Below are 14,833 nucleotides of genomic sequence, written 5' to 3'. Positions count from 1 at the left end.
ATACCTGCAAAGAAAGACTTTAGAACACAATAAGAATGTGACGTTTTTTAGTATTTTAATGTTTGATTAATAGTACACTAAGGTTTACAATGGATATGGTCAATTTAGAAATCCTTTAAGTTTGATTGGAATTTCTTCTAAATATAAGTGTATAAATTCACAAAAAGGACCGTACATTGTTTCAATAAAAAATACAAAGACAGATTTACCTCTTGGAAGGAGCCGGAACATGAGTAGTATTCCCAAAATCGTAATCTTAGGCGCGGGCTATGGGGGTATTTTGACCGCACAGCGCTTACAGAAGGCTTTGAACTATAATGAAGCGGATGTCACGCTCGTAAACCGTCACGAGTACCACTATTTTACTACCCATCTACATATGCCTGCCGCGGGTACAGACAGTATTGAACACACTCGGGTGTCTATTTCTAAACTAATCGATGAATTCAAGATCGATCTCGTTAAGTCATCTGTTCAGGAAATTCGTACCCAGCAGAAAAAGATTATTTTGGAGGATGGTACTCTTTCGTATGACTATCTCGTCATTGCTTTGGGCGGAGAGCCTGAAACATTCGGTATTCCAGGACTTGATAAATACGCACTGACGATCCGGAGCATCAACTCCGTTCGTTTGATTCGTGAACATATTGAGTATCAATTTGCCAAATATAAGAACGAGAACAATGCACAGGAGCATATCAATTTCGTAGTCGGTGGTGCCGGCTTTAGCGGAATTGAATTTGTGGCCGAATTAGCCGACCGCATCCCTGGGTTGTGCAAAGAATTTGACGTTGATCCAAGCATGGTAAATATATATAACATAGAAGCTGCTCCAACAGCTCTGCCTGGATTTGCTCCTGAACTTGTTGAGTATGCGATGAACTTGCTCACTAAGAAGGGTGTTACATTCAAGATGGGCGTTGCGATCAAGGAATGTCTACCAAACGGTGTAATTCTGGCATCAGGCGAAGAGATTAAGGCTTCTACAATTGTCTGGACAGGCGGAATTCGAGGAAACCGTCTGATTGAAGCTGCAGGATTTGAAGCTATGCGTGGACGTGTGAAAGTAGATGAATATTTACGTGCACCAGGCCAAGACAATATCTTCATTATTGGAGACGGCTCCTTGATGATTAACCCAGAAGGGCGTCCTTATCCGCCAACGGCACAAATTGCTATGCAACAGGGAGAGTGCTGTGCACATAATTTGGTGGCTGCGATCCGTAATCAACAACCCAAGAAATTTGCATTCAGCAATAAAGGAACAGTAGCTTCTCTAGGTAAGGGTCAAGGGATTGCTGTAGTTGGCAGCAAAACTTACAAGGGCTGGACTGCAGCTCAATTGAAAAAAGTTGTAGATATGCGCTATTTGTTCATTATCGGTGGGATTCCGCTGGTTCTGAAAAAAGGAAGATTCTTATAAGATGCGTCACTGCAGCGTGCAGGTGCGTGGATTGCTGACCCGAGAAGAATTGGACCGATATAACGGACTGATTGAGGTTGGATCTTATCTGGAGGATCAGAATCAGTACGATCTAGCGTATGTTGTTCAAAAGGAAATTGATCTGCTCATTCTCCCTGGCATTGAACGCTTAAAGGAAAAAGGGCGAGCACGTGACAGGGCTACGGCTGAATATTTGGAAAGTCTGCGTGATGATGAAGATGACAGCGAAGAGGATGAGGAAGCAGGAACTTCGTTATAGCATTTAAAAAGGGTGAGTCTCCATAAAGATCTGGAGACTCACCCTTTTTGTTATTACAATTACAATTTAAGCATTTCTTCAAAAGAATCCTCAGTCAGCAGGTTGCCGACATAGAAAGGTCCGAATTCGCCGTAGCGAGCACTGACTTCGTCAAAGCGCATTTCGTAAACCAGCTTCTTGAATTGTAGCGGATCTTCAGCGAACAGGGTTACGCCCCATTCCCAATCATCAAAACCTACGGAGCCGGTGATAATTTGTTTCACCTTACCCGCATAACCACGTCCGATTAATCCGTGAGAAGCCATCAGCTCCCGACGTTTATCCATATCAAGCATATACCAGTTATCGGCGAGCTCACGTTTCTTGTTCATTGGATAGAAGCAAATATGCTTCGCTTGCGGCAAAACAGGTTTTAGACGTGCGATAACATGCGGATTCTGCATAGGATCACTACCATCGCTGCCCCCCGCAAGGTAATTGCTTAATTCAACAATACTTACGTAGGAATAGGCTTTAGTTGTATATTGAGCAAAAGCGATTTTGTTAAAGGCCGTCTCAAGCTGGTTCAAATCTTCCAAGCTTTCGCGCAAGAACATCATTACGAAATCGGCCTTCTGGCCAACGATGGAATATACCGCTGAGCTGCCTTGTTTGGCTTCTTCGACAGGACTCCATTCTTGCATAAAAGCATGTAATTCTTCCAGAGCAACGGCACGTTCTTCATCATCTGCTGCCGTCCATGCGGTCCAGTTCAGTGAGCGGAAGTCATGCAATGCATACCAGCCTTCCAGTGTCATAGCGGCTTCGTTCATGATCTCACTCCTTAAAAGTTTTACGAAGCATAGGCTCCGCTTGAATAACGTCGCGTAAAACTTGCATCGGAAGCATACGCTTTGTTTTACGAAGCATAGGCTCCGCTTGAAATAACATCGCGTAAAACTTGCATCGGAAGCATACGCTTAGTTTTACGAAGCATAGGCTCCGCTTGAAATAACGTCGCGTAAAACTAGCTACGAAGCTCCTGCATCATAGACTATGTATGATTTATTAATCTATATGCATTGTATCGCAATCAAGTTGCTTAGAGCAAATGATGACATTCCGTTGTAAGAGTATTAGACCTAATTTTGAATAAAGTTCATTGCTTCGTGACATTTTTTCTAGTAAACTTACTACTAGCTCGTATAAGATGTGCGCTTCTTTATAGAAAGGGGTAGTGACGGTAAGATGGGGTTTATTCCAGTGTTTATCCTAACCGTTTTATTCTTTGTGATGATGTTTGGTATTGGATTTATTCTTAACATGTTAATGAAGACAACCTGGTTTCCCGCTTATCTATTCGTACTTATTATTCTACCCGTCGTAGTCTATTCCATTTGGGATAGAAGCGCGATGTCGCTCTGGGAGCATCTCTCCAGTTTCCACTTTGTTGATTACTTAACTGGTGTCGCTGGTCTTGCAGGTGCTATATTGAGTGGATGGACCATTCAAAAACTGCGCTTTGGCGGTTACAAGATGTTTTAAAGATTTAATCGGAAGACCTGCGGCTCTGATGTGAGAGTCGTTTTTTTGAACATATAAGCTTTTAGTTCTACGCTAAGAATCAATTTTGAAATTCAGCGAGAAACGGAACCTTCCTCTTCCAGAGGACAGTGAAGCCGTTTCTTCTTGTTTAATAGAGGTAGATAATCGTATGAAAAAGCTGATTATATAGCGAAAAGAGTCGGAATTGGTAGTTTATTTACATTTCCGGCGACGTTTTTTATGATAGAATAGAATCCTGTATGAATTCGTGAAAACAAGGGGGTATCCGTAGATGCGCATGAGTAACTTACATCATTTCACCGAACATCATCGGTACTGCGTTTCCCGCGAATTTGGTCTTAGTGTTATAGATGGACGTATGCTTAGCTCTGTGTATCAGCCTATGGTAGGAGCTTTTGCAATCAGTTTCTATCGCTTGCTGGTTGAACATGTACCAGCAGATAGCATTGGCTATTCTGGAGTGGAGCAACAGCGCAGATTATTTATGACGCTAGGCGTTGAACCAAATGAGAAAGGCCGCAAATATTTAATAGATCAGGCTTCCCGTTTAGAAGCGGTAGGTCTGCTACAGACCTGTCGAATCTATGTGCCGGAAACCGATGATTACTTATATGAATATGAGCTTATGCCGCCGCTATCGCCAGCTGACTTTTTTGCCACTCAGCATTTGACGTTGCTGTTACGCGATAAAATCGGCAAATTTGCTGTGCTGTCCTTACGGGAACAGTTCTGGAATCGAGAGCCAGAAGAATGGAGTCGCAGATCCATAGGCAAAGAGAATATCTCCGTGCCTTTTTATGATATTTTTCAACTTAATACACATGTCATTGATTATGAGCTGGAGCAGGCACTTGCAGAAGTAGCCACTGTGCGTCAGCCTGGTATGCGTGAATCTGGAGAACAAGCGATTGGATATAGTGATATTATATTGCGTTTTCCAAGGGAATCCGTGAACCGGGCTCATGTAGAAAAACTGCGTTTTGACCATACTCAAATGGGTGTTATTAACTATGTAGCTCATAAGTACGAACTCAGTCCGCAGGATTTATGTCGTCTGCTGGATGAAGATGGCGTGTTCTCACCGGATGGCGAGGTTATTCTGGATGCACTGCAATATAAAGCGAGCCAGCATTTCAGGCAGGATATGAAACGACAAGAAAAGCGTGAAGTTGCTGCTGCTAAGGTTGTTTCCATCCGTTCCAGTGCCTCTGAAGAGAATGATGATTCTATAGCACCACCGGAGCAATCCGTAGAGATGGAGTATTATGTAGAAGTACCACCACAATTTTTGTCCAAATGTGACATCCACCAATATAATATGATGCTGCGGAACGAACCTTATACGCGGCTGCTTCAAACTTTTTTCCCAGGTGCAGTACCCAGTCATTTGATGGATATGTTCGAGAAAATAGATTTGAACTATAAGCTAAGCGGAGAAGTAATCAATGTACTTATTCATTACTTAATGACTATGGTAGCCTCAGGTGGAGAACAGCGAATGAACCGCAATTTTGTGGAGGCTATCGCTTCCAATATGCTGGTTAAACAGGTGAACACCTACGAAAAGGCTGTAAAATATATCAGGGATCAGTCCAAAGTGAAAGGCAAGGGAGCTACAACTAACACGGCGGCAGGATCTCGATCACGTTCATATGCTAAAAATACAGGTCGATCCGCTAAACCGGAAATTCCGATTGTGCTGGACGATGGAAGTGCCGGAACGGTATCGGAAGAGGAATTCGCGGCGATGATGAAGAAAGCTGCAGAAATTAAAGCCAACAAGAAAAAAGGCGTTTCCCAAGCGCCGTAATGAAAGAGAGGTGGAACTATGGAGTCTATGGGCGATGTGCTTCGTTCGATTAACAATCCAACTCTACGGCAGCGTCAACGCGATCTTGAACAGGAGTTATTCAATCATCCGCTTGTGAAGGCATTACAGTCTGAACATCCTGAGTTAGATGATTCGCGACTGCGGCTTCATATGAGCCGCCTGTATCAATATGTAGAGGAAAGCCGCCACTGTGCGAACTGTCCGGGTCTGGAGAAATGTCCGAATGATTTCCCTGGTCACTTTAGCAAACTTACGGTCGAGAGCGTGAATGGTTCGGCGGACTTATATGAGCGCAAGACGGCATGCCGGCTTAAAGTGGCACAGGATAATCAGGATAGCATCCGCAAACGTATCCGTAGCTTTTATGTGGACGAGCGTGTGCTCAATGGCGGTTATGATGAAATAGATATTATGGGCAAGGATCCACGCCGGGTCTCTGCTGTTAATAAAATATTTGATTATATCACGAGCGTTAAAGAAGAGGGTCTGACCTCGCGCGGGATTTATTTACATGGGACTTTCGGAACAGGCAAAACATTTCTGATGTGTTACTTGCTTCATGAGCTTGCTGTTGCCGGCTATACTGGAGTTATCGTATATATGCCAGATTTTATCGAAGATTTGAAGTCGATCATGATGGACGGCCAGAAGATGAAGGAAACCGTAGATACGTTGAAAAATTGCGATTTACTTATTTTTGATGATATTGGTGCGGAGAACTTGAATCCATGGGCGCGTGATCATGTGCTTGGTGCGATTCTGAATTATCGGATGAACCGTAAGCCAACCTTCTATACCTCAAATTATCCGCTCGATGGTTTGGAGAAACATCTTAGCTTTACGAGCAAGGATGGCGAGGAGATTTATAAAGGTCAACGTTTGATGGATCGTATTGCTCCTTTTGTGGATGTTATTCCACTGCATGGGGAGAATCAACGGGGGACGATTAGATAAACTCGAAATATTCATAACCGTAACATTCAAAAGAGCAGCGATTCTCCTTTTATTAGAGGATCGTTGCTCTCTGTTTTTTCTTATTTACTCTCAAAAAAAGAAGCCGCCCCCTAAGTAGCATTCACTACTTTTGAGACGGCCTCTGTTTATATTGCGATGATTCCCTTACTCCGAAATGAACTTAATGATAACCATGCCGAAAAAGACAACGGTCATAAATGCAGTCATTCCGAAAAATCCATTCATTAAATCGCCTAGATCATTGCGGGGTTCTTCGTTGATATGTTCTCGTGGGTCCCGTGCTTGCGCGTTGACATCCATAGCTTCTGCCTCCTTACAGGGACAATGCCTGTATTGTTAAGATGCAAATTGAGTTGACCATTATGAAATAAGTCATTGACATTTAATGCGCTTTCTTAGAGTATACCGAAAGGCTGGGGAGATTGTAAAGAAAAGAGTAACATAAATAAAATTAGTTTGAGAGCAATATAATTGTATGTGATATATAACATATCCCTTAAAGATATGTTATACTGGAATTGTGTCGGTAAGTGGTAATTTGGTTATCATATTACATGAAACAATTTATTAACTTATATTTTCGGAGCAGCTTCCATAAACTAAGCTTTGGTTTAGAGTGGAGTAATGTTTCGTAAAACTTTAGAGGAGGAACAATATCATGGCTATCGTGAACGTGTCTGACCAAACCTTCAGTAACGAAGTGGAAGGTCAAGGTACTGTAGTAGTAGACTTCTGGGCTCCTTGGTGTGGTCCTTGTAAGATGATTGCTCCAATCTTGGACGAATTGTCCGCAGAACTGGGAGACAGCGTGAAGATTGCAAAATTGAATGTGGATGAGAATCCGGAAACGGCTTCCCGTTTTGGCGTGATGAGTATCCCAACCTTGATCTTCTTCAAAGACGGTCAACCGGTAGATAAAGTTGTGGGATTGAACTCCAAAGAATCCCTGAAAAATATCGTAGCTAAACATCAATAATTGTTAAATGCTACTGTTCGGGCCTCGGCCCTGCCGCTCAGCGCCTTCGGTTCATTCCGGAGGCGTTTTGTGTGCTGAATGCCAATTAATTATGGGTCCAATTTAGCTGGAGGGGATCATTTTGGACAATATCCGCAACAAACTGGCTCTATTACCCGACCTGCCCGGGTGCTATCTGATGAAGAATGAAGAGGGCACCATTATTTATGTGGGTAAGGCGAAGGTGCTTAAGAACCGGGTTCGCTCTTATTTTACAGGCAGTCATAATGGTAAAACTCAGCGGCTTGTCGCTAACATTGCTGATTTCGAATATATTGTTACGTCCAGTAACATGGAAGCGCTCATTCTCGAGTGCAATCTGATTAAGAAGCATATGCCGCGTTATAACGTACTTCTGAAGGACGATAAGACATTTCCTTATATCAAAATAACGAATGAAACTCACCCTCGGCTTGAAGTCACACGCCGGGTGATTAAAGATAAAGCAAAATATTTCGGCCCTTATCCTAATGGTTATGCTGCACAGCAAACGAAAAAGCTTCTCGATCGTATGTATCCGCTCCGTAAATGTGGCGTAATGCCAAAGGAAGTCTGTCTTTACTATCACATGGGCCAATGCTTGGCGCCGTGTGAGAAGGAAGTGCAGAAGTCCGAGTATGAGCAGATTACGCAAGATATCGCTGCTTTTCTGAGCGGAGGTCACGATGCGGTTAAGAAGGATCTACAGCAGAAGATGCAGGAAGCTGCTGAGGAATTATATTTTGAACGGGCGAAGGAACTGCGGGATCAGATTATCCATATTGATGCATTGATGGAGAAACAAAAGATTAACACCACAGATACTAAGGATCGTGATGTATTTGGTTATGCGGTAGACAAGGGATGGATGTGTGTACAGATTCTGTACATGAGACAAGGGAAGATGATTCAGCGCCACTCTTCTGTCTTTCCGTTCTATGGGGAAGCCTACAGTGACTTTATGTCTTATGTGACGCAGTATTACAGTGATAATCCTGCTCTGCCGCAGGAGATTCTTCTGCCGGATGTGCTTGACGAGGAAGCAGTGGTTGATAAAGAAGCTAAACCGGCGATTGTCATTGCTGCTCCAGCCGAAGAAGATCTACAAAAGGGGGAAGATACCCCCGAATCGCCTGAAGAAGTTGAGGCCCGTGAAATGGCCGCTGCGGAAGCATCAGCAGCAGGTGTCGTTGATGCTGCAGGTGGCGCCTCTATTCTACAGGAGTGGCTCGGCACCAAAGTGCTAGTGCCACAGCGTGGCCTCAAGAAGCAGATGGTCGGTATGGCCTGCCAAAATGCTACAGTCGCAATCGACGAGAAGTTCCGGCTTATTGAACGAGATGAAGTACGTACCTCTGGTGCTGCAATGAGCTTAGGCGAGAGCTTGGGGCTCGAACGCTTAAGCCGGATCGAGGCGTTCGATAACTCGAATATTCAAGGGACTAATCCGGTTTCTGCGATGGTTGTCTTCATTGATGGCAAGCCCGCACGAAAAGAGTATCGTAAATATAAGGTTCGTACGGTGGTGGGTGCGGATGATTATGGAACGATGCGCGAGGTCATCCGGCGGCGGTATGAACGGGTGCTGAAAGAGAACCTGCCGATACCAGATCTTATCGTAGTCGATGGTGGTAAAGGGCAGATATCCTCAGCTATTGATATTCTGGAGAACGAGCTGGGGTTATTCATTCCGGTCTGTGGTCTCGTCAAGGATGATAAGCATAAGACGGCTCAGCTTTTGGTTGGAGATCCGCCAGAACCTGTCGCTTTGGCTCGGGATAGTCAGGAATTTTATCTGTTGCAACGGATTCAGGATGAGGTGCATAGATTCGCCATCACCTTCCACCGTGAACAACGTGGGAAGTCCATGGTTACTTCTAAACTGGACTCCATACCAGGTATAGGCGAGAAGCGGCGCAAGGCGCTGCTTAAGCATTTCGGATCACTAAAGAAAATTAAAGAAGCCTCCATAGAGGATTTTATATCACTTTCTATTGGCGAAAAGCTGGCTAGTCAAATTCTTGAGGCGCTCAAGGATGAAGAGCCAGCGACATAGGCATTCGAAATACTGGAATGATGTATACGTTAATATAAAAAAGGTGTCACAGCAGTTTTCTGCTGTGACACCTTTTTTTATTATAGGTTATCCACCCGTTACTTCTTTAAATTACAGATGTAGGTTCAACCGGCTTAGGTTCTGATTTCTGCGGTGGATTAAACCGATAGACGATGTAGGCGACTATGAACGGCATTATAATCGCGAAGATACCAGCCCCTACATTCACGCTTTCCTTCATAAAGATCAGCGTAGCGCCCATCAGAATGCTGTCAAACACGACGTGACTGAACATGACGGCAATAAATCCGTAACGAAGGAAAATATAGCTAAAGAGCAAACCAATCACGGTCAGCTCAATAGGACGGGAACTGATGGGGTAGATCGGATACAGCGTATGGCCAAACGCCCAAACCAGCGTGGTGATCAGGCAAGCAATGAACGTGCTTCGGAATACTTTTTTCAACATAGGAATTCCGAAAAAACGATAAATGGCTTCCTCGGATAAACCAGCGAGCCATGCAACGATGGGCAGCAGCCAAGCATATCTCATGTTGTAAGGAGATTGAGTAGCGTCAGTAGTGGACCAGTTCTGCAAGGTAAGTGATAATACAATGAACATAAGGGTCTGCACCCCTAGCAGCACGAATGCCCAGACGTATCCAGCCCGGATACTATCCAGAACATATTTTCCATAGCCAGGCTCTTTAGCACGAGGCCATGGGTTCATCCCCTCTTCTTTTTTCCATAGGCCGTCCCCTCCAACTAAAGAAAAATAGAGCAGGGAGGACATTAGGAGGCTATATAAGGCATAAATGATGAACATTATGACGGAAGTTATCTGAGCCTCGAGTCCTTCGCCTGAGGATTCAGGGAGCATATTATAGGTGCTGATCATCATGATTACAAAATAAGCTGAGCTTAGGAATATTCCACGCTTAAAGGAGGTATGTTCTCTTCTAAGTATGCTGTAGATGAGTGCCAGAATTCCTAAAGCTAAAGTAGGCAAACCGTAGCCGAATAAAGTAAACTTTTCCGCGAGAGAGGTCTGGTCCTTTACATAGGAGGTATGCCAGGCTGGAGCGGTGAATCCTGCTTTAAAGCTGGATACCTGTTCGCCAGTGAAATCGAAATAATAGTGTAGTAAGGATTCGCCGATCTGAACGGAACGATCTGTATACACGAGCCCGTAGTTTCCCGTATTCGATTCAATTTGCAGCTTGGCGGCATTTACATCCCATTCCTGAAGCCAGGGACGGGCAAGATTTTCTTTTTGTGCAAGTGATAAGGTAGTACCCTTGTCCTCTTCTTTTGCACTGGTGGATACATTGTTTGGTAATCCGGTACCTGATCCTTCTGCACCTTGTGTGAAAGCGACAACTCCACCAGTATACATATTGAGGTCAACAGAGATCAGTGGCTCTTGTTCCGCTGAAGGACTAAGTGTTACACGAAAGATGTCAAAAGGATATCGTTGATCCAATTTCTTTTTTGTATAGTCCTCCAAAAGCTTCTCGCGGGACATATAACCATAAAAGGAAGAGTCCGTATCGTACAGTACATTCCACTGATCGGTTGGTGCTTTGGTGTAGTTCAGCTTTTGTTCTGCGAATGATATGGCTTTGTCGCGGGCTTCCGCCTTACTGATGACAGTAGTATCTTCCCCGGCAGGGCTATTTAGCACCGAGGGAGCAATTTGAAACATAATAAATAGAATAAGACCGATAATGCCCGAGATGATGAGCCTCTTGGAGAGGGCACGTTGCTGTAAGGGCTGGCCAACGGGATTCATGTAACGCCTCCTTGTAAACTGACAATGTTATGTTCCATTATAGTATTAGTGCCATGATAGTTACAAAAATCATCGTATATTCTTTTTATGGGTAATAGAGATATTATAGAATAGGTAACTGAATATATACCATGAATTTAAGGTGATTCTTTCTTCATTTTTCATGAAAATCGATGCAATTGCAGGGAAAACACGGAAAAGTGATGAGAAAAGGCACTCTTAGTGGTACATCCTCTCCAAACCGCATTTTTCATATGAATCACCATTAATAGTGTCTTTGTGATTTATCGAAATAACATATATAATTTGTATGCAATTGTATATAGCCGAATTTCAGGTGAAAACGGGGGAACCATAAGAAGTAATGAAAAGATGAGTATACGCCATAGGCGTTGTCTTTATTCATCAGGGGTGAATTTCGTTCTAGGAACGAATAGGGCAGCCTGCACAGTCCGAATCCGTCAGCTAACCTCGTAGGCTAATTTACTGCAGGAACCAAGGGTAGCATTGGTTTTCCAGTGCTTTTTTTGTTGGAATTCTTTAAATTTTGATAAGAGGGTGAGCGTAGTGGCTTCACAGTTTCGCAGGGTTTCTGAATCAAAGTTCCTGAAGCTCTCTCCGCCTCAGATTATGGTGCTTGGTTTTGCATCGATCATTCTGATTGGAGCCTTGCTGCTAATGCTTCCCATTTCGAGTACCAGCGGGAATGCTGTTAGTTTTATTGATGCGTTGTTTACTGCAACATCGGCCACCTGTGTGACGGGACTTGTGGTGCTGGACACCGGGACGACATTCACCATTTTTGGGAAAACCGTAATTATGGTGCTTATCCAGGTGGGCGGCTTAGGGTTTATGACAATGGCGACCTTATTTGCCATGATGATGAAACGCAAAATTTCCTTGCGGGACAGACTGATCCTTCAGGAAGCAATGAACCAAGGCTCAATGGAGGGGATTGTTCGACTGATCCGGAGAGTACTTATTTATTCCTTGGTCATCGAAGGCTGTGCAGCGGTGCTTCTGTCCTTACGCTGGGCGTTTGATATGCCACTGGGAAAGGCCATTTATTTTGGAATATTTCATGCGGTGTCTATGTTTAATAATGCTGGATTTGATATTTTCGGGGATTTCCGGAGTTTAACCGATTATGTATATGACCCGCTAGTGAACATCGTGGTGATGTTTCTGATTGTCTCTGGCGGTATTGGTTTTATTGTCATGTCGGATCTGGTGGAGTTTCGTGTCAAACGTAAATTATCTTTGCATAGCAAAGTTGTACTCTCCACCACTGCAGGGCTTATTCTTATCGGCGCTTTGGTTATTTTTATATTTGAATTTACGAATCAGCGCACACTGGGGAATTTAAATTTCGGCGGCAAAATATTATCGGCATTCTTTCAGTCGGTATCGCCCCGAACCGCTGGCGCCAATACGGTGGATATTGCCGGACTGCGGCAAGCCTCACAGTTCTTTATGGTTATTCTTATGTTTATTGGTGCATCTCCAGGATCAACAGGTGGCGGGGTCAAGACTACAACCTTTACGATTATGATTGGTGCAGTAATCGCGATGCTGCGCGGACGTGAAGATGTTGTACTGTTCCGTTACCGATTGGCGCAGGAGCGTATCTATAAAGCGTTGACGTTAACATTACTCGCTTTGCTATTGGTCCTCACGGTGTCGATGTTACTGTCCACAACAGAGGATAGTAATTTCTTAGCGATATTATTTGAGACGACCTCAGCTTTTGCCACGGTGGGACTAACCATGGGGCTGACACCTGAACTGTCTATCTTCGGCAAGATTCTGATCTGTCTGACCATGTTTGCAGGTCGGCTAGGTCCATTAACATTAGTGTATGCGCTTGGACCTAAACAGGGTAAACCATTGTATAAGCACCCAGAAGGTAAAATAATTATTGGATAGGAGTTAATCCGAAATGAAAGCACAGCAATTTGTAGTAATCGGTTTAGGCCGCTTTGGCTCAAGCCTTGCACTTGAGCTGATGGAAATGGGCTACGAGGTGCTCGGCATTGATCACCATGAGGAGCGTGTGGAGGAAATGAGCGATCACCTGACGCATGCGGTAGTGGCTGATGCTACAGATGAAGGAATTATGCGCTCGCTTGGCGTACGGAACTTTGACTGTGGGATTGTTGCGATTGGCGACAATATGGAACGAAGTATTCTGGCGGCGATTTTGTTAAAAGAGATTGGAGTCAAGCAAGTAGTAGCCAAGGCGATCTCGATCCTTCATGGTCGTGCGTTGTCCAGGCTGGGCGTGGACCGGGTTATTTTTCCGGAGCGGGATATGGGCATTCGTGTGGCACATCAGCTCGTGACACCCAATTTGCTGGATTATATTGAACTGTCCAAGGATTATAAAATCGTCGAGCTAACCGTTCCGTCTTGCATGAACGGGAAAAGCTTGTCAGATTTAAATACAAGAGCGAAATATGGCTGCAGTATTGTTGCCCTGAACCGGGAAAGTGGAATTATAGTGGCTCCAACGGCACATGATCATTTGAGTGAGGGCGACGTTATGGTACTCATTGGTTCTAATGAAAGTATTGATCGATTTGAGGATGAAGTTGTAAACCAAGATTAAATAGATAAGCCCTCCGTCCTTTACATGGGACGGAGGGCTTTTTAAATTAAGGCTGCACGCAGAGGTATGTACTATTTCTCTCGTTCCGTCAGAAACATCTCTTCTGTGACCTGCACGAGGCTGCGGGCCGCTGTGCTCAGGCTCCCATCGTCACGGTAAATCAGACAGGTAGTTCGCTGAGTCTGCTCTAGCTCCTTAATATGCAGAGAGACCAGCCCACCGCCGTTTAACAGCTGCGGACGCAGATAAGACTTGGGCAGTAACGCTGCCACATTGACTGTCGGCAGCAGCCGCACGATGGCTTCGAAGGAGTCAATCTCCATCCGAACGTCTGGATCAATTCCACAGCGCTGGAACAGATCGTCTGTTAGACGGCGGTACCAGGTGCCTTTGGAGAACAGGATCATAGGCAGTCGGGACAGATCATCCATGGTTAGCTTGGTAGATTGATTCAGAGGATGATGCTCAGAAACAACCAGTCGAAGCTGATCCTCAAACAGAGAAATACAGCGCAGTCCAGGTTCTTGAATAGAGGAAGCGATCAGACCTATATCTGACTTTCCTTCACTGACAGAGGAGACAATTTCATGTGTTCGGCCTGTGATTAGCTTCAGCTCCGCAGTTGGGTATTTCTCCATATATGCGTTAACTAGTGGAGGCAGAGTGGTCTGCAGTGAGGTAAGTGACGCCCCTAAGGTGACGAGCTTAGGCTCGCCTTCTTTGTATTTAGACAAAGCCTCCAGAAATTTAGAGCGCTGCTGCCGTTGTTCAAGTGCGTAGGAATAAGTAAGACGCCCAACCTCGGTTAACTCCAGTCGCTTGCCATAACGATTAAATAGCGCGACACCCAGTCGTTCTTCCAGCTTGGAGATTTTACGAGATAGGGCAGGTTGGGACAGATTGAGCTGGCGGGAAGCCCGATTCAAGCTGGAGTGCTCCACAACCGCTGCAAAAACATCTAAATCGTCAAACATATTTATGTTCCTCTCGTAGTGCAATCTATAAACAGTAGTGACGAAATTCATAGCCATGAAGACAATACTTCTTGCTCCATAAGGAAATAAAAGATTTGTCGGAAAATGTTGTTTCTCTAAATGAGAATTATTATCATATAAAATCTATTCTTATGCGTTTATTGTATAACGTTTAATAATTAGATTGCAATTCCCTTATAAGGGAAAAAGGAGTAACATGAAAAGTGACACAAGATATTCACATTTTGTGAAAAAGAAAACAAAGTCCGGGAAACCAAGGATAGCGGTAAATATAGACGTTTTGTCATGACATAGTCTACGTTATCCTGTGTCAAATGTAGTTCCGGCGGTGAAT

General features: G+C 44.2%; 13 protein-coding genes and 1 riboswitch. Of the genes, 9 read left to right on the top strand and 4 right to left on the bottom strand.

What is annotated here, in order from left to right:
- The first annotated feature begins 229 nt into the window (after window positions 1–229).
- Window positions 230–1,423: an NAD(P)/FAD-dependent oxidoreductase gene (locus MKY19_RS25430; RefSeq protein ID WP_042130890.1), complete on the top strand. Its 1,194-nt coding sequence runs from the start codon at window positions 230–232 to the stop codon at window positions 1,421–1,423.
- A gap of 1 nt (window position 1,424) precedes the next feature.
- Window positions 1,425–1,703 carry a hypothetical protein gene (locus tag MKY19_RS25425; RefSeq protein ID WP_042191567.1) on the top strand — a complete coding sequence of 93 codons (279 nt, stop codon included), beginning with the start codon at window positions 1,425–1,427 and terminating at the stop codon, window positions 1,701–1,703.
- Between the two features lie 59 nt (window positions 1,704–1,762).
- Here the strand turns inward: MKY19_RS25425 and hemQ are convergent, their stop codons facing one another.
- The gene (hemQ, locus tag MKY19_RS25420; RefSeq protein WP_042191564.1) at window positions 1,763–2,515 is read right to left on the bottom strand and encodes a hydrogen peroxide-dependent heme synthase; all 753 of its coding nucleotides are present in this window, start codon (window positions 2,513–2,515) and stop codon (window positions 1,763–1,765) included.
- Between the two features lie 415 nt (window positions 2,516–2,930).
- Here hemQ and MKY19_RS25415 point away from each other — a divergent pair, with 415 nt between their 5' ends.
- The 3 genes from MKY19_RS25415 (at window position 2,931) to dnaI (ending at window position 6,033) form a co-directional block, all read left to right on the top strand.
- Entirely contained in the window at window positions 2,931–3,227 is a 297-nt protein-coding gene (locus tag MKY19_RS25415; RefSeq protein WP_042130887.1) for a YuiB family protein, read from the top strand.
- A 292-nt stretch (window positions 3,228–3,519) separates the two neighbouring features.
- Window positions 3,520–5,058, top strand: a complete 1,539-nt coding sequence (locus MKY19_RS25410; RefSeq protein ID WP_042191562.1) for a DnaD domain protein — start codon at window positions 3,520–3,522, stop codon at window positions 5,056–5,058.
- Window positions 5,059–5,076: 18 nt separating this feature from the next.
- Window positions 5,077–6,033, top strand: a complete 957-nt coding sequence (gene dnaI / locus MKY19_RS25405; RefSeq protein ID WP_042191560.1) for a primosomal protein DnaI — start codon at window positions 5,077–5,079, stop codon at window positions 6,031–6,033.
- A 165-nt stretch (window positions 6,034–6,198) separates the two neighbouring features.
- Here dnaI and MKY19_RS25400 read toward each other — a convergent pair whose 3' ends face one another.
- Complete coding sequence (locus MKY19_RS25400) at window positions 6,199–6,354, bottom strand: YqzM family protein (protein WP_143759540.1); 156 nt, start codon at window positions 6,352–6,354, stop codon at window positions 6,199–6,201.
- A gap of 358 nt (window positions 6,355–6,712) precedes the next feature.
- Between MKY19_RS25400 and trxA the strand changes: the two genes are divergently transcribed.
- Window positions 6,713–7,030, top strand: coding sequence for a thioredoxin (gene trxA / locus MKY19_RS25395; RefSeq protein ID WP_042130884.1), 318 nt, complete (start codon window positions 6,713–6,715; stop codon window positions 7,028–7,030).
- A gap of 121 nt (window positions 7,031–7,151) precedes the next feature.
- Complete coding sequence (gene uvrC, locus MKY19_RS25390) at window positions 7,152–9,104, top strand: excinuclease ABC subunit UvrC (RefSeq protein ID WP_339798486.1); 1,953 nt, start codon at window positions 7,152–7,154, stop codon at window positions 9,102–9,104.
- A gap of 106 nt (window positions 9,105–9,210) precedes the next feature.
- Here the strand turns inward: uvrC and MKY19_RS25385 are convergent, their stop codons facing one another.
- Window positions 9,211–10,896 carry a CPBP family intramembrane glutamic endopeptidase gene (locus MKY19_RS25385; protein ID WP_339798483.1) on the bottom strand — a complete coding sequence of 562 codons (1,686 nt, stop codon included), beginning with the start codon at window positions 10,894–10,896 and terminating at the stop codon, window positions 9,211–9,213.
- 314 nt (window positions 10,897–11,210) lie between these two features.
- A riboswitch (cyclic di-AMP (ydaO/yuaA leader) is annotated at window positions 11,211–11,390 on the top strand.
- A 136-nt stretch (window positions 11,391–11,526) separates the two neighbouring features.
- Here MKY19_RS25385 and MKY19_RS25380 point away from each other — a divergent pair.
- The gene (locus MKY19_RS25380) at window positions 11,527–12,822 is read left to right on the top strand and encodes a TrkH family potassium uptake protein (RefSeq protein WP_339271789.1); all 1,296 of its coding nucleotides are present in this window, start codon (window positions 11,527–11,529) and stop codon (window positions 12,820–12,822) included.
- A gap of 13 nt (window positions 12,823–12,835) precedes the next feature.
- Complete coding sequence (locus MKY19_RS25375) at window positions 12,836–13,504, top strand: TrkA family potassium uptake protein (protein WP_042191554.1); 669 nt, start codon at window positions 12,836–12,838, stop codon at window positions 13,502–13,504.
- Between the two features lie 71 nt (window positions 13,505–13,575).
- Here the strand turns inward: MKY19_RS25375 and MKY19_RS25370 are convergent, their stop codons facing one another.
- Complete coding sequence (locus MKY19_RS25370) at window positions 13,576–14,478, bottom strand: LysR family transcriptional regulator (protein ID WP_042191552.1); 903 nt, start codon at window positions 14,476–14,478, stop codon at window positions 13,576–13,578.
- Between the last annotated feature and the right edge of the window lie 355 nt (window positions 14,479–14,833).

The sequence above is a fragment of the Paenibacillus sp. FSL R5-0744 genome, from assembly GCF_037972555.1.
Classification (GTDB): domain Bacteria; phylum Bacillota; class Bacilli; order Paenibacillales; family Paenibacillaceae; genus Paenibacillus_AQ.
The sequence above is the reverse complement of the archived record's forward strand: the minus strand, read 5'-3'. Positions and strand labels throughout refer to the sequence as shown.